The sequence below is a fragment of the Mediterraneibacter hominis genome (assembly GCF_014287475.1).
GTDB classification, from domain to species: Bacteria; Bacillota; Clostridia; order Lachnospirales; family Lachnospiraceae; genus Mediterraneibacter; species Mediterraneibacter hominis.
This window is the reverse complement of record NZ_JACOPF010000001.1, coordinates 259,094-275,607: the sequence shown is the minus strand read 5'-3', so window position 1 is coordinate 275,607 and position 16,514 is coordinate 259,094. Positions and strand designations below refer to the sequence as shown.

14 protein-coding genes and 1 tRNA gene are annotated in these 16,514 nt (G+C 41.7%); 3 read left to right on the top strand and 12 right to left on the bottom strand.

The window, feature by feature from the left end:
* Positions 1–305: 305 nt before the first annotated feature.
* The 4 genes from H8S37_RS01245 to asnB form a co-directional block, all read right to left on the bottom strand.
* Positions 306–560: a hypothetical protein gene (locus H8S37_RS01245; RefSeq protein WP_186874242.1), complete on the bottom strand. Its 255-nt coding sequence runs from the start codon at positions 558–560 to the stop codon at positions 306–308.
* A 181-nt stretch (positions 561–741) separates the two neighbouring features.
* The gene (locus tag H8S37_RS01240) at positions 742–1,581 is read right to left on the bottom strand and encodes a DegV family protein (RefSeq protein ID WP_186874241.1); all 840 of its coding nucleotides are present in this window, start codon (positions 1,579–1,581) and stop codon (positions 742–744) included.
* Positions 1,582–1,728: 147 nt separating this feature from the next.
* The gene (locus H8S37_RS01235; RefSeq protein WP_186874240.1) at positions 1,729–3,195 is read right to left on the bottom strand and encodes an FtsW/RodA/SpoVE family cell cycle protein; all 1,467 of its coding nucleotides are present in this window, start codon (positions 3,193–3,195) and stop codon (positions 1,729–1,731) included.
* 12 nt (positions 3,196–3,207) lie between these two features.
* Entirely contained in the window at positions 3,208–5,088 is a 1,881-nt protein-coding gene (asnB, locus tag H8S37_RS01230; RefSeq protein ID WP_186874239.1) for an asparagine synthase (glutamine-hydrolyzing), read from the bottom strand.
* 291 nt (positions 5,089–5,379) lie between these two features.
* Between asnB and H8S37_RS01225 the strand changes: the two genes are divergently transcribed.
* Positions 5,380–5,685, top strand: coding sequence for a LytTR family transcriptional regulator DNA-binding domain-containing protein (locus H8S37_RS01225; RefSeq protein ID WP_207723863.1), 306 nt, complete (start codon positions 5,380–5,382; stop codon positions 5,683–5,685).
* Positions 5,686–5,748: 63 nt separating this feature from the next.
* A complete protein-coding gene (locus tag H8S37_RS01220) occupies positions 5,749–5,970 on the top strand; it encodes a helix-turn-helix transcriptional regulator (RefSeq protein WP_279287335.1) in 222 nt (73 codons plus the stop codon).
* Positions 5,971–6,039: 69 nt separating this feature from the next.
* On the opposite strand, the gene H8S37_RS01215 is transcribed toward H8S37_RS01220, so the two are convergent.
* From H8S37_RS01215 to H8S37_RS17465, 3 genes are read right to left on the bottom strand one after another with little or no spacing between them, the layout of a single operon-like run.
* Positions 6,040–6,657: a manganese catalase family protein gene (locus tag H8S37_RS01215; RefSeq protein ID WP_186874237.1), complete on the bottom strand. Its 618-nt coding sequence runs from the start codon at positions 6,655–6,657 to the stop codon at positions 6,040–6,042.
* Position 6,658: 1 nt separating this feature from the next.
* Positions 6,659–6,928 (bottom strand): spore coat protein CotJB, encoded by a 270-nt coding sequence (locus tag H8S37_RS01210; protein ID WP_186874236.1) that lies wholly within the window; start codon positions 6,926–6,928, stop codon positions 6,659–6,661.
* A complete protein-coding gene (locus H8S37_RS17465; RefSeq protein WP_330604797.1) occupies positions 6,925–7,233 on the bottom strand; it encodes a spore coat associated protein CotJA in 309 nt (102 codons plus the stop codon). Before H8S37_RS17465 ends, H8S37_RS01210 begins: the two co-directional genes overlap by 4 nt.
* Positions 7,234–7,340: 107 nt before the next feature.
* On the opposite strand from H8S37_RS17465, the gene H8S37_RS01200 reads away from it, so the two are divergent.
* A tRNA-Pro gene (locus H8S37_RS01200) sits at positions 7,341–7,415 on the top strand.
* A 60-nt stretch (positions 7,416–7,475) separates the two neighbouring features.
* On the opposite strand, the gene H8S37_RS01195 is transcribed toward H8S37_RS01200, so the two are convergent.
* From H8S37_RS01195 to H8S37_RS01175, 5 genes are all read right to left on the bottom strand, one after another.
* Positions 7,476–8,759 (bottom strand): S1C family serine protease, encoded by a 1,284-nt coding sequence (locus H8S37_RS01195; protein WP_186874235.1) that lies wholly within the window; start codon positions 8,757–8,759, stop codon positions 7,476–7,478.
* Positions 8,760–8,915: 156 nt separating this feature from the next.
* Positions 8,916–10,742 (bottom strand): glutamine--fructose-6-phosphate transaminase (isomerizing), encoded by a 1,827-nt coding sequence (glmS, locus tag H8S37_RS01190; RefSeq protein ID WP_186874234.1) that lies wholly within the window; start codon positions 10,740–10,742, stop codon positions 8,916–8,918.
* A 313-nt stretch (positions 10,743–11,055) separates the two neighbouring features.
* Positions 11,056–12,525, bottom strand: coding sequence for a cohesin domain-containing protein (locus H8S37_RS01185; RefSeq protein WP_186874233.1), 1,470 nt, complete (start codon positions 12,523–12,525; stop codon positions 11,056–11,058).
* Positions 12,526–12,636: 111 nt separating this feature from the next.
* Positions 12,637–14,697, bottom strand: coding sequence for a cohesin domain-containing protein (locus tag H8S37_RS01180; protein WP_186874232.1), 2,061 nt, complete (start codon positions 14,695–14,697; stop codon positions 12,637–12,639).
* A gap of 216 nt (positions 14,698–14,913) precedes the next feature.
* On the bottom strand, positions 14,914–16,272 hold the full coding sequence (locus H8S37_RS01175; protein ID WP_186874231.1) for an LCP family protein: 1,359 nt from the start codon (positions 16,270–16,272) through the stop codon (positions 14,914–14,916).
* Positions 16,273–16,514: the final 242 nt, after the last annotated feature.

Sequence of the window (16,514 nt, the reverse complement as noted above, 5' to 3'; positions counted from 1 at the left end):
TCTCTTTATGTGGGCCTCCACATTTCTCCCCACTTTGTACCACTGTCTACCACTTCTCACCACTTGACTCCATTGTAAACCACACTTTCCCCTTTTTCAACCCCTTTTTTGTGATTTTTTTGTTTCTTCAGTTTTTCAAAGCAATAAAAAAATATCCTGAAAATCTTTTAAGTTTTCCTTATATACTAAATGTAGGATGCACGTTCTCTCACGCATCCTACATCTAGTATATTTTTCAACTCTCACCGATTTTCAGGATATTCTGTTTATTTTTAAATTTAAGTCTGGAATTTTTTGCCTTTCGTCTATTCTGCTGTTTCTTCTGTCTTTGTAAGCCCATTTAAATAGGTGTTCACTGCGTCATAGTTAACCTGTGCCACTGTTCTTTCCTTGTCAGAATCATACATATCATAAGCTGAGTATCCTATCCAAACCACCAAAGCCAATGCTGCCAGAGAAAGAACCGTCTTGCGCATAATTCCCATCATTCTCTGCTTCTTCATAATTTTCTTTCTGTTTGCTTTTTCTTTTTTATAACGCTCTACTTTCTCCTGGCTCATTTTTGCTTACTCCTTCACTATCCATTCTTAAACTAGTTTACCACACTTCTCCACAATTTGACAAGTAGCGGTTAAAGTATGAAAGACTAGATGTAACTGCTCAGCCATACAGTGTGCGGGAAGTATAAAACATGCCTGCATGTTTTTGCGAGCGTACATCTGTATGGCTGAACTGTTACGACTAGATAACAACAATAATACCTCCGTCATTGGCATACATTGTGCTGATTCCTGCTGTATCTACAATAAAGCTTGCCTTTACTTCCAGCTTTTCTAAAAGCATCTGCTTTACTTCCTCTGCTCGTTCGGGACAGTTACAATGTGCAATTCCCAATATCTTTTTCTTAGAATCTATACATTCTTTTGCAATCTGTTCGACCATTTTTGTCAAAGCGCGCTTGATGCCTCTTGCCTGCCCCAACTGGCAAATCGTTCCCTGCGGTGTAGCACCCATGACAGGCTTGATATTTAATGCGCTTGCAACCATTGCTTTTATCCCCGTCAGCCGTCCATTTTTTCTCAGCGTTTCCAAATTCTCCAACACAAAATACGTGTGCTGCCCTTCGATATAATTTTCCACTGTCTGTACAACCTCTTCAAACCTCATACCTTCTTCTTCACATTCACGTATCTTTAGTGCAATCAAAGTCTCTCCTACAGAAGCAGATCTGGAATTAAACACATGTATCTGTTTTTCTTCGTTTCCTTCCATATATAGCTTCTTTCCTAATTCTGCACTGTTATAAGAACCACTCAGTTCAGATGAGAGCGTCACTGCATACACTCTTTTCGCCTCTCCTTTATAGCTCAACATATACCTTTCAGGAGAAGGGCAGGATGACTTTGGACATTCTGGGCTTTGAGCCACTCTTCTTAAAAAATCTGCCTGATTAAAAGACTCATCATCCACAATATTCGCTCCACCCACCTGCATGCTCAAAGAAGCTGTCTCATACACTCCGCTTTTTTTCATCTCTTCTGTAAGCTCGCCACAGCTGTCTACAATTATCTTATATTCCATCTTCCATCCTCCTGCACCGTATTCCGTGTAGTATATTTCTATTATATGTAGTTTTAATTACTACATAACTCCATATCAATATATCACACTTTTCACAGTATGAAAAGGCTTTTTCTCAATCTTAAAAAGAAGCTGTTACAGAATCTGTCAATCCTCCAGTTTAATTCTTCTCGATATTCCCAGAGCAATCCCCATCTCCGTCATCAAAAACAAAATAGAGGTTCCCCCATAACTGATAAACGGCAATGTAATTCCTGTTGTGGGAATCAGATTTGTCACAACTGCAATATTTAAAATAACCTGAAGTGCAATGTGTACAAAAATTCCGCTGGCAATCAAAGCACCATATAAGTCCGGAGCATTTCTGGCAATAAACATCAGACGATATAACAAAAAGCCAAACAACAGCAGAATGACAATCGCACCGAACACTCCCAATTCTTCACAAATAACTGTCAGAATCATATCATTTTGTGCCTCTGGTATCACTCCAAGTTTCTGTGTACTGTTTCCTAACCCTTTTCCAAAGAAGCCGCCAGAGCCAATCGCGTACAGGCCCTGCATAACCTGAAACCCGCCCGTATCAGAATGATTCTCCGGATCCAGCCAAGTAAGGATACGTCTCAGACGGAAATTATCGCTGTTTACTAAAGTAACTGACATCACCATCACCGCAACCGCAAACACTGCTGCCACCCCAGCCGCTATTGCTATGAAAGGTTTGGTTTTCGGATGAACAATAAAAATCAGAATACAAGATATTGCCATCACAATAATCGCTGTACTTAGGTTGTCTGTCAGAAACATTACACCGCCTGCCGCCACTGCACCAAAGGCAAATACGCGCAATATTCCAGCTCTGGTATTTATTTTTTTTCCAATTCTACATAGTTCATAAGAAAGGAATAGAATTACTGCAATTTTTGTAATTTCTGAAGGCTGTAGTGTCATATTTCCCGGCAGCTGTATCCATCTTCTCGCTCCATAGATCGTCACTCCCAACGGTGTTTGCACGAGCGCCATCAAAATCATTGCAAAAATATAAAGTTCAAAAGAAAATGCTCCATAAAAATGGTAATCAATTTTGGAAACAATCATCATTCCCACAAAACTAACCGCCCCAATCAATGCCTGCTTGGAAAAGTAATACATATCATTTCCAAAATCCGCCTGTGCGCTGTATGCGCTGGTACTATACAGCATAACAAGCCCAAAGCACATCAAAAATACAATCGCCAGCAGCAGGTCATAGTCAAAATATTGTACTGCATTTGTTTCTTTCCCCTTTGCTCTTGTGCCAAGCAGTGCACCTGTCACACTACTTTGCTTTTTTTTCACTTTCTTTTCAAGCTGCGCCTCTGGTTTTGGTACAGAAATTTCCTTTCTGCGCCGTGAAACTGCCTGCTGGTATCTTCCTCTATATGAGGCTGACCTTGTCTTCCTTTGCCCTGAGGGTATTCTTATCGGCTGGGTATCCGAGGACGCCCGCAATGGTTGTGTATGCGAAGATACTTTTATAGGCTGGGTATCCCCTATTGCATTTTTCTTTTTCCTCCCCCGCATACTTTTACTCTGTTCCCGCCGTTTTACCGGCTGTACAGTTCTGCTTCTCATAAAATCTCCTAACTATCTGACATGCATTGCTGGATGTACCGGTTTGCCATGTCCAAAAAATCTGTCATACCAAACAAGAAAAATATAGACCGTCCAGATTTTTCTGCTGTTATCCGTTTTTTCATTTAGATTTTTTCCATTTTTGTGGTCATCCAGCATCTTTACAAGTAAATCTGTATGAAAAAATTTCTTAGCCGCTTCCGAGGTAAACATCTCTTTTACTCGGTTATAATATCTCTCCTCTTTTAGCCAGACACGAATCGGAATTGGAAATCCAAGCTTTTTCTTCTCTGCCGTCTTGCTCTGAATTACTTTCTCTGCTGCTCCTCTTAAAGCTACCTTCGTTTTCGGCGCCCTTACTTTGTATGCAAGTGGAAGAGTCTGTGCAAGCTCCAATACCTTTTTATCCAGGAATGGTACCCTCACTTCGAGGGAATTTGCCATGCCCATCTTATCCCCCTTCATCAGAATATCATGCACCAGCCAAAGATGCAGATCTACGTACTGCATTTTCGTCACCGCATCCTTTTCTTTGACTCTGTCATACAACGGCCTGGTCACTTTACAAATGCCCGGCTTACATCCCTTTTTCAAAATCTTGTCCGCTTCTCTCTCTGTAAAAATATTTGTCGCATTCGCAAAGTACCTCTCTTCCAGTGTCTTGCCATGTCGTATCAGAAATCCGCGTCCCTTCATTCCTCTCGGCAAACAATATTCCGCAAATTTTCCGAGAAGCTTTCGGATTCCAAAAGGAATTTTATTGAATCCTGTATGTTCAAGTGGTTCACAGTAAATATTATACCCGCCAAACAATTCATCGGAGCCTTCCCCCGAGAGTACAACCTTTACCTTTTTCGATGCTTCCTCACTTAAAAAATACAGCGCAACCGCAGCCGGATCTGCTACAGGCTCATCCATGTAATACTGAATATCCGACAGTTTATCCCAATATTCTTCCGGACTTATTACTTTCGCATCATTTTTCATCTGAATACTAGCCGCAAAATCTTTTGCGTCCTGAATCTCACTGTACTTGCCCTCGTCAAATCCCACTGTAAAGGTGCGATCTACTTGTCCAAGATACGTCAGATAACTGGAATCTACGCCGCTGGAGAGATAGGAAGCAACCTCTACATCGCTGATCTTATGTTTTTCCACAGACTCTTTCATCACTCTCTCGACTTCATCCACCACTTCTTCAAACGATTTCTGACAGTCACCCGTAAAGTGTGGTTCGAAATATCTGACAATCTCCATTTTCCCATTTTCATACGTAAAATAATGCCCCGGCTGAAGAGAGAAAACACCTTTGAAAAACGTCTCATTCGTAGGAACAAACTGAAAGGACAGGTAGTTGCCGAGCACTTCTTCATTAAATACTTTGTCAAATTTCGGATGCTCCAGAAATGACTTAATTTCTGACCCAAACAGAAGGGAACCATTCATCTGTGCATAGTACAACGGTTTAATTCCAAAAATGTCTCTTGCTGCAAACAATTTTTTATTCTTTCTATCCCATATGATAAACGCATACATTCCCCGCAGCTTGTTTACCAGCTGTTCTCCCCACTGTTCATAGCCATGCACCAATGTTTCAGAATCTGTATTTGACACAAACACATGCCCTTCCTCTATGAGTTCTTCTCTCAATTCCTGATAATTGTATATTTCTCCATTAAATACCAGAACCATACTCTTTTCTTCATTATATAATGGTTGATCTCCCACAGCAGACAAATCAATAATGCTGAGCCTGCGAAAGCCTAAAGCTGCATCCTCATCTACATATCTCCCTTCACTGTCTGGTCCTCTGTGAATAATCGTATTCATCATATTTACCAGCACTTGCTCTCTATTTTCTACTTCTCCGACAAATCCTGCAAATCCACACATCTTATTCGTCTCCTTCTAATCTAGCCAACACAACATATTTTTCCTTATAATCTTAATTATTATAGCCTCTTTTATTCCCAAAAACAACAAGGAATCAAAATTAGTTGAACAGCAGACAACAAAATAGGTAAAATATGACAAATTTCGACAAAAGATGAAAAAGTCTACCTTAGCGTACAAAAATGTAGTATCTTATATTAAGTTTATGTGGTGTTTCTCGTAAAATGACAACCGAGGGAGGAAACAGCTACGGAAAAGAAAACACATATCTATATTTTGGATGAAGACGGGATGTGGATGAAAGTGGAAATTGAAGACATCTATTATATTCAGACAATCAAATCTACTCATTACTGCGAAGTCATCACTAAAAATGGAGAAGGAAAACTCAGAGCCGACATAAAGCCGCTGCAGAAAAAACTATCAGAAAAGTTTTTTAAGACAAGAGCCTCCACACTGGCAAATCTAGATTTAATCTGCAAAATCGATACGAAAAAGCGTCTCCTATATTTTAATGAAAAAATTTACTGCACTTATACAGAACGTGTAGCAAAAGAATTGAAACAGCGGCTGGAGCTTCGCAGCTACAGAAGCTAAAATGTGCGAATTATACTGTTTGTCCAAAGTACACTCATGGTATAATAGAGAAGAGGTGCAGTCATGCAGAATAAATTCGCGGAGAGGCTCAAAATGCTAAGACTAGAATACGGAATTTCCCAGAATATGCTGGCAAAATGTATTGGAGTAACCAGACAGGCAATCGGTAACTACGAAAAGGGAAAACGTGAATGCGGGTTTGACATATTGATAATGTTGGCAGAAATGTTTGGAGTAACAACAGATTTTCTAGTCGGTTATTCTGATAAAAGAAATGGAAACTGAAGCGCTTTTATGACAATTGCCGCTTCCTGACTATAGGAGGCGGCAATTTCATATTTATTGTAAATGGTGTTATCTGCATCCGCAATCCTGATGTGTATCAAATTCAGGATTGATAGCATAGAAGTTTTTACTGTCCAATTTCTCCTGGACGATACGAAGACTTTCTCCGAACCGCTGATAGTGTACAATTTCACGTTCACGCAGGAAACGGATCGGTTCACATATTTCTGGATCCTTTACTAATCTTAGTATATTGTCATAGGTTGTGCGTGCTTTTTGTTCTGCAGCCATATCTTCGTGCAAGTCAGTAATCGGATCTCCCTTCGACTGGAAATAGGTGGCCGTCCACGGTGCCCCACTTGCTGCTTGGGGCCACAGGGCAAGGGTATGATCTACATAGTACGTTCCAAAGCCGGACTTTTCGATTTCTTCTGGGGTTAAATCTTTTGTAAGCTGATAGACAATCGCACATATCATTTCCATATGAGCAAGCTCTTCTGTTCCAATATCTGTAAGTATTCCAGTAACTTCTTTGTACGGCATCGTATAACGCTGAGACAAATAGCGCATAGAGGCGGCTAATTCTCCATCTGGCCCTCCAAACTGAGAAATAATAATCTGAGCAATTTTGGGATTGGTCTGCGTGATTTTTATAGGATACTGTAATCTTTTCTCATAATTCCACATATTAACATCCTCCTTCCTGCCATGGCCAAGGATCATTTACCCAGTTCCATCTGTCAGAACAGGAGGAATCGGCTGTATCCACTGTTAATGGTCCATAGTATGAAGCATATTCTTTAAGTGCCTGGTTTCGCAGACGGCTGTATTCCTGAAAATAAGAAAGTGCTTCCTTATCGCATGGGTGGGTATCCAGGTACAGTTTTACATCATCTACCACAAAGCTGACCTGATTAATATAGTTAAGCCGTTCTTTTTTGCCTGGCTGTTTGTTCATCGGTTGCATCCCCCTTTTCCATAGAATAGTTTATCAAGATCTTGAAAAATCGTCCCCTGGCTAAGGCCCTTACAAGGTTCATAAATATTCTGCCATTTCTGCCAGGGAACATACGCCATAGCAAGAGGCATTGTATCCACCGGGGCCTGGGAATACTCCGGACAGATTGAAGAAGCGCGGCTGTTTTGAACACTGCGGTTTACTGGTTCTGGCACAGGGCGGCATCCGTTATTCTGATTCTGCACATACGGGTTATACATGGAAGTCTGACGTCCATAGCGCATATTGTTTTGACAATTCGCCATTTGCGATTGCTCCTTTCCTAAAAGCTTTACAGTATATAGTATGGAAAAAAAGAAAAAAAGGTTCCGCTTTACTTTTGCGTAAAAGTTGTATATAATATATAAGGCACCGGGGTGTGGCTCAGTTTGGTTAGAGCGCACGGCTGGGGGCCGTGAGGTCGCAGGTTCGAATCCTGTCACCCCGATCTTTAAAAAGAGCTGTGGCATTAAAAATGTCACAGCTCTTTTGGGTTTATAAAACTACCCTATTTTTTCCCTAATATTACATCCATTTCTTCTTCTGTATATTCTCCGTTATTTTCCGGTATTTCAACAGTCAACGTCACTTTTTCTCCCTGTTCGTAATATTGCAGTTCATTTTTCAAGTTCTCCATACTGGTGACTGTCGTTCCATTAATTCCTGTAATAATACTTCCTTTTGTCAACCCTGCATCGGCTGCTCCGCCGCCTTTTGTCACCTCTGATACGTAAACACCAATCGGCATATTAAACTGCTGTGCATATTCTGACGTTACATCAAATCCTTTAATACCGATTGCTCCCTGATCATCTTCATCTACCTTTGTTTTCGTTTCCTGGTTCATCAGATCTGTAATAATGTCTGAGACATCACTGATTGGAATGGCATATCCAACCCCCTCCACTGTCTCTCCTACTAATTTCGAAGAATTGATTCCAATTACCTCTCCGCTTGCATTGACAAGCGCTCCACCACTGTTTCCTGGATTGATAGCTGCATCTGTCTGAATTAAGCTTACATCGCTATCTGATGCCGCTTCTGTCTGTCCATTTGCCTGTGCACTGGAGCGATCCGTCGCACTGATGACACCGGTCGTAACAGACTGTCCATATCCCAATGCATTTCCAATTGCGATAGCCGGTTCCCCAGCTTTTAATTTTGTAGAATCTCCTAGCTTCGCAACAGATATTGCATCCTTCGTATCATCTGATATAGATTTAAGTGGAACCGCAATTACCGCTAAATCATGGGCGGCATCTGTCCCTTTTAAGTCCGCCTCTACACTAGAATTGTCACGAAATGTAACTGTCAGAGTTTCACTGCCCGCTACCACATGATTGTTTGTGACGATCAGAAGTTCTGAATCATTTTGTGCAATGATAATCCCAGTCCCTGCACTTTCACTGTTTTGCTCATACACCCCGCCAAAAAAATCCTGTACCTGCTGTACACTCATATTTGTAATAGACACAATAGACGGCATCACCTGTTCCACAATCTCTGATACATCAGATGTAACAACACTGGACGTCTGTGTAAGAGAAGCATTATTTTTTACCTGTCCAGAAGAAGTACTCACTGATTTATCAGAAGACTGATTCCAGCCAAGTATTTTATTTCCAACAATATTGGCTGATATAAATGTGGCGCTGGAAACAAGCCCAAATAAAAGCGCCAGGCCTGTTACTGCGACTGCTTTTGGCATTTTCTTTTTTTTCTTTTTATTATCGCCGGACTGCTGATTTCCTGGCTGTCCCTGCGGATTATAATAACTATATTGATTTTCCATAACAATTCCTTCCTTCTTCTATTTTATGCTCCTATCATAACCGCCTTTTGTGTCAAATCTGTGTTTAATTCTTTAACAAACTCTGAAAAAGCCAAGAATGAGAACGCCGTTTTACGGCATTCTCATTCTTCATTTCCTATCAGAAATTATACTTCTTTATTCTACTGTTACTGATTTTGCCAGATTTCTTGGCTTATCTACATCGCATCCTCTTCCTACTGAAATATAATAGGAGAACAACTGAAGCGGTATAATTGCAAGAGAATTTGCAAAAAACTTATTTGTCTCTGGGATATAAATCACATAGTCTGCTGCACGTTCTACTTCGTCGTTTCCCTCATTTGTCACTGCCAGTACAAACGCTCCGCGGGTACTTACCTCCACCATATTGCTAATCATTTTTTTGTACAGCTCCTTCTGCGTCAGAACAGCCGCCACCAGCGTTCCCTCCTCAATCAGTGAAATCGTTCCATGCTTTAACTCCCCTGCCGCATATGCCTCTGAATGAATATAGGAAATTTCTTTTAATTTAAGAGACCCCTCCATAGAAATTGCGTAATCAATTCCGCGCCCAATAAAAAATACCTCATGCGCCGCAAGATAACGATTTGCAAATTTCTGTATTTTCACTTTGTTATTCAGAAGCATTTCTACTTGCTCCGGAAGTCGTTTCAAGTCTTCGATATAGCTATACACCTGCTCTTTAGACACAACACCCTTTACTTTACCAAATTTAATTGCCAGAAGGTACAGCGCAATCAACTGACTGGAGTATGCTTTTGTAGTTGCAACGGCAATCTCCGGTCCTGCCCACGTATACATTACATTATCCGCTTCTCTGGCAATAGAGCTTCCCACAACATTCACAATTCCAAGAACCTTTGCCCCTCTTTCTTTTGACTCTCGAAGCGCCGCAAGAGAATCTGCCGTTTCTCCTGACTGGCTGATAACAATCACCAGTGTTCCCTCTTCCATAATCGGATCCCTGTACCTAAATTCAGAGGCCAAATCTACCTCTACAGGAATCCGCGCCATTCCTTCAAATACATATTTCCCAGTCACCCCTGCATGGTACGCGGAACCACATGCAACAATCATAATTTTCCTGATTGCCTGAATCTCTTCATCTGTCATATTCAGCTCATCAATCACGATTTCACTGCCTTTGAGCCGAGGGGAAAAAGTATCTGTAATTGCCTTTGGCTGTTCATACATTTCTTTTAACATGAAATGCTCGTATCCGCCTTTCTCGGCAGCATCCACATCCCATTCAATATGGGTGGACTCTTTCTCAATCTGTTCTTCGTCTACGTTGAAAAACTCCATTGCATCTTTTTCCATGCGTACGATCTCTTCATTTTCAATGAAGTAAACATCCCGTGTGTATTTCAGCACCGCCGGAACATCGGACGCAATAATACATCCGTCCTTCGTATGTCCAACTATCAATGGACTATCCTTTCGTACGGCATACAGTTCATCCGGAAAATCTTTAAAGATAATTCCAAGCGCATAGGAACCTTCCATCCGGTGCATTACCTTTGTAATTGCACGCAAAGGATTACCATCATAGTAATAATCTAACAGATGGGCAATTACTTCCGTATCTGTATCGGATACAAATTCGTACCCTTTGTTGATTAGTTTTTTCTTCAACTTCAGATAATTCTCTATAATTCCATTGTGTACTACTGCAATACTTTCCGTCTTATTCAAATGCGGATGAGCATTTGTATTGGAGGGTTCTCCATGAGTTGCCCATCTTGTATGACCGATTCCCATTTTACCGGGCAGTGTTTCCCCGTCGTGTGTCAGTTCCTCTAATACCTTCAGTCTGCCCTTTGCTTTTGTCATATTGATGCTGCTTCCGTCAAACACTGCGATCCCTGCTGAATCATATCCCCTGTATTCTAATTTTGACAATCCATCTAACAGTATAGGCGCTGCCTGTCTGTCTCCAATGTATCCAACGATGCCACACATAAATATTTGCTCCCTTCGCATATATAATTTTCCGCTATGAGACATATTGTAACAAATTTTTTAAAAATTGTAAATGAACAAAGTGGACAAGCCCAGTTCAACTACCCTGCCCCCCACTCTTGAGGGGCTTGTACACTTTGCGCGCCGCCGCAATACCGCAAAGCGGTAAAATTTCCTTATTGCGGCGTGCGCATCCCGCCCGGAGGGTTTATTGTATGGGGAATGAAGTTTCCTATACAATAAAAAAGCAAAGCAGTTTCAACTCTGTTCTATAGCTTAAACTACTTTGCCTTTTATAAATATTAAGATTCTTTTACAAATCTATGAAATCTATATCATAGTCCTCATCCTTACCAGAAGAAGCTTTATTCCTTCTTCCGGTTTTTACAGTGCCCTTTGCTCTGCTTCTGCCAGCAGGTTTTACTTCTTCCTCATAATCGTCATAAATGTCTTCTTCATCCTCATAATCGGCTTCCTCGTCGGCTTCTTCATATTCCTCATCGTACTCTTCATCATAATCGTCATATTCTTCCTCATAATCGTCATCGTATTCTTCATCCTCATAACCGACAAACTGTTTTCTGGATTTCGCTTTTTCCGGAAGCTTTTCCTGCGATTCCTCCTCCAGCGGAATATCATATTCCTCATATAAATCATCTAACTCCTGATTCCGGTGGATTACCTTGATAGCCAGGACAATTACCAATATCAGAAGAAACAGCACCAGTACAGCGCCTGCAATCATGGCGATCAGCAAATGTTCTGCAACAAAATTCTTTACTTTTCCAAGAAAAGAAGCATCTGTCTTTTCTTCTACTACTTCCGGTGCTTCGAAGTTCTGATATGTACCATCCTCCATATCATACTGGTACAGCCCCTTGGCTCCCGTCCTTGTATTCAATGCATAGATGATATAATATCTTTCATTTCCCGCCGCATCGTTCCAGGTAGGGAACGTCTGATCTAAAACAGTTAAATCTGTTTCCTGATAAGAATCCGGAAGCGAAACCGCGTCTGGATCATTCAACAGAATAATCGAAGTTGTATCCGATATCTCCATCTCTACATACGGCGCAAATGTTGCATTCTCTTCATTATAAAGGAAAAAGCTTCCTATTCCTGTACTGTCAACCAAGTACCCGAGATACACTCCCCCTTCACTGGTGACAAATTTTCTCTCTGCTCCATTAAATGTCAAAGTCGTCTCCGTGTATCCCTCCGGAATGTCTGTAGAAGTAAATGCCTCTGAAAAGCTATACTCGACTCCGTCTACAGTCACCTTTACATCTGTAGCCGCTGCAGTACCTGCTGTAGATGAAGCTTCTATTGATGTACTGCCGTCATCTGCCGCGTTGATTTTCACTGCGGAGGAGCCCTGTGACAGGTTCAAGCTTTCATCTGAATATAAATAGGCCGTACATCCATCCACATTGATGGTCGTATCACCTGCTTTTAACGCCCTGAATTCTATCGTCGTGCGCAACTCTGTCTCACTTCCTGTACCGCCACCTGAAAATGTAAGCTTTCCAGAACCATCCGCCTGCACTCCTGTTCCGCTGACAAATTCCAAAAACGCCGCGTCATAACTCATTGTTACATCTGCGTCTCCAATCGCTGCGCCTCCTGTCTGTATCACTAAGTCCACACTTACGTTTTCCCCTACTTTTGTCTCAGGATCGGAAAACATCAGCGTACCATCTGCCGCAAATACTGTCAGAGACATTACCGGAAGGGCAAGACATACAGATAATAAAACAGCAGCCATTTTCTTCATTGCTTTCATGTAGAATTCCTCTCTTTTGTGTTTAATCTCTTTCATTATCTCCAGGTATGTATATACCAACTCTTTTATATCATACACTCTTTAAATAAAAATGTCCATAAGTATTCAGCTTTAGTCAATGGAATCCTCTTCCCGTTTTTTTCTTACCGATACAGCATTTATAGCTATCACAGCTATAATAATCAGCACTGCACTTCCCGCGCTGACGGCTCCTATTATTCCAAGTATGCCGCTGACATTCGAATCTTTCGTAACAGGCGCCTCTGCTTCCTCATATTGTACGCTGCTGTTTTTATTCTGTATTCCTGTGTCTTCCCGCTTTTCTGCTGAATCCTTTCTTGTATTTCCAGCATTTGCCGCTTCGTTTCCTTTCTCTGATATATCTGTACCAGATGCATCTGATTGTTCTAATGCACCAGACGCAGATGTATTCGGCTGCTCTGGCGTTCCCGAAGCAGAGCTTTCCGGTTTCTTTGAAGTATCTGACGTATGCCCCGCCCCGTTCTGAGGAGGCACTGTTCCTGAGCCACCAGAAGTATCCAGGCTTCCCTCAGTTTCATCTCCAGAGACCTCCGCATCCTGTATTCCTTTCACAGTTGCAGCCTGGCTGCTCATCGTCAACAATACTTCGTCCGCTGTCAGCACTCGTGCTTCTGATATGTCTATTTTATGTTCTCCTGCCTTTAATACTTTAAATACAGCCTCCAACTCAACTGTACTTTCCGCCTGTTCTAAAGCTCCCTCCAGATTTGCTGCACCAACGCCTCCTCTTTGAGAATCGTCCGGTATAAACTCTAAGCTCTGCGGATCGTAGATAAGGCTTATAGAGTAGCTGCTGATAGCCGCCTTTTCACTGCTTACTTCCGCTTTCACAGTCACCGTATCTCCAACCTTTGCTTCGCCTCCGGTCAGTTCAATGTTTCCATTGATGTTTTCATTTCCATTGTTTCCCGTATTGGAATTATTTTCCTCTGTACTTCCAGAATCTACACTGCCAGTTCCTTCTGTATTCGTACCCTCTCCTCCACTTTCCGGCGTTTGGTCTGTATCTGGCTTGGTCTGCTCTTCCTCTCTGACTGGTGTTTCATTTCCAGTTGGCTTCTGACATACTTCCTCAGGCATATTTTCATATACTGGAATCTTAAACGTCAGATTTCCCGTTCGGAGAGCATCTGTGTATGCCTCTGACATAATACTCCCCTCTGAAGCACTGCCTGCAACATTTGTCATATACTGGTGATTGTACAAATTGTCTCCCTGTACATTAAATTTCTTTAGATACAAGGTATCCTGGCCTTGATTCACATAGTTTTCTCCATAATGCTCTGCCCCGCCTATAATGGATTTTGTTCTTGTATTCCATGGACGGTTATATGATACTGCATCCTGTCCACTTCCCTTTGCAAACCATAAACCTCTTTCTACAGCAGACATGCTCTCTGTCTTATATGCTCCGATATTAAAATAATTATAGTATCCTTCGTATCCTTTTACCTTCCCGGAAATAGATGCACCGCTTCCATCTCTTCCCTGCTCCATAATGATCATAGAAGCCAGAACATATGGGTTGACCCCCGAAGCCTGCGCCGCCTGTATCAAAGCATCCGAATATAACTGCGTCTGGTCTTCCTCATAGGTTCCTGCCAGAAAAGTCCCCACAGCCATATTTTCAATTCCTTCCTTCGTCTCTGTCTGTGGATTGTAACTCTGCTTTAAAAACTGAAAAATATATGTTTCATCCAGAAAATTTCTCGGATCCATGTAATATTCTATAATCGCAGGGGACGCCGCAACCCATCCGCCTGTATCCAGTTCTGTCCATTCTCCGGTTTCCCAATTATACACCTTCTCGTCTGTCGACTTCCAAGAAGTAATACTGGAGCCCGGCACCAGATTTTTACCGATAATGCCCTCTGCACTGACTGCTTCTGTCCATTCAAGCCCTGTATGCTGCGCCTCAAAAATCCAGTTCGGATAGCTGTCATGCAATTTTCTTAACTCTGTTTTGTAGCTTTCTGGAAATCCCTGCTCTGTCAGATATGCTTCAAAATCCGTCTCACTGTACGGCTCTGCTTCCTGCATAGAATCCGCCGCCTTAACAGGCAGACTTAAAAGAGCATTGCTAAGTGCTACTGAAAAACACAGCAATGCGATAGAAATTCTTTTTTTCATTTCATCACCCCTATTATTCTTTTATTTACACTTCCCGTTTGTACTTTACAAATTTCCCCACGATATTTGTATGTGAATTATAACCTATTTGACAAAAAAAAACAACCTTTTCCAGTTGATTCTATTTTTCATCACAGTATCTGTCTTAGCTGACACAAAGACCAGGCAGTCCTTTTCAAAGTCCTGTCTGGTCTTTCTTTCAACTACTTCTATTGCCTATTGTCCTTCCACACTGCCTCCTGTATCCGTGCCACTGCCCGGAATCTCACCGCCGCTGCCTGCATTTCCTGCGCCGCCTGTATCTCCTGTACCGCCTGTCCCCTGCGATCCATCATCTACAGGTGGAGTTTCCGGGATAACAGGCTCGGTTGTTTCTGGTATCTCCTGTTCTGTATAATCCTGAGAACCGCCATATGAATTGCCTTCTTCTGAATACGTCTGCCCCGCTTCTGATGCATTTGTTTCCGTACTCGAAGTACCAGAGCTTCCTGCCGTACTTACCGTATAAGCAATGTTCGCGCTCAGTGTATTGACCGTCGACGACGGGGTGTATCCTGTAGTGCCAAACAAAAATTCATGCAGCTTTGATACGTTGCTTGCCAAATCCTGTGGAATGACGACACTTCCCAGTTCTGACAGTGTATCTGTCGTCAAATCCATTGGGAATCCTGTATTTCCAACTAATTTATAGTCCTTATATGCCTTCGCATAATTTAAAATCTCTGGCAGTGTAAAGCTGGTAGAAATCTGCGGAAATACTTCATCAATAATTTTATTGAGTGTTCCCAAATCTGTCTGTGTTGCCTTTTCTACAATTTTTTCAATTACAAGACGCTGCCGTTCTGTACGGGTAAAATCACCGCCCGCTGTCGAACGGATTCTTGCATATGTAGTCGCCTGCGCTCCGTCTAAAACCATATGTCCGCCATAGTCCAGGAAATGTGCTTCCTTCCCGGCTGAATCAGCCGTTTCCTGCAGATACTCACTGATATAATAGGCCTCTTCATCCGTAACATCCATCTCCAAACCGCCTAATAAATCAATCGCATCTGCGATTGCCCCAAAATCCACAGTTACATAATCCTGTATGTCCAAATCCAGGTTCATGTTCAGCATATTTACTGCCATCGTAGGCCCGCCGTAACTATATGCCGCATTACATTTCTGGTAGGTCCCCTCTGACAAATCCAAGAGTGTGTCTCTGTATATAGATGCCATCTTGATTTCTTTTGTCTCATTATTTAAACTGGCTACGATAATACAGTCCGTACGGTTTCCTTCTCCCAAGTTGCCGTCCCTGGAATCTACCCCAAATAGCGCAACATTTGTATATCCTTCTCCCAGGTCAATATTTTCCTGTACTTCTTTGTTGATAATCAAATCTTCTGCTTTAATTTCCTGCGTATCTACTTTGCTCCATTTTGCCGCAACATACGTTGCCGCTGTTGCCAGCAGGCAGACAAAAACCCCAACAAAACATACTAGAACTTTCTGCCATGTCCGCATCCTTGTGAACCAGTTCCCACGTTTCTTACGCGCAAGCTTTCTGCCACGCCTTCTTACATTTTTTGACATAGAATTCCTCGCTTTGTAAATTTTATTTGTATTTTTCTTACTGTTTATACTCTATTTTTTACCTGTTTATCATAGTACAACAAAGGATAAAAAGATTCAACTATTTATTGAGAAATTCCTGAATTCTCCGAAAATTGAAAAAAGTCCAGCAAAACTTTACGCCGGATATAAACATATACAGCTCCACTTTTATTCTGGGCACTTATATACCAAAAGCACGCTAAAGCCTTATAATATGATAC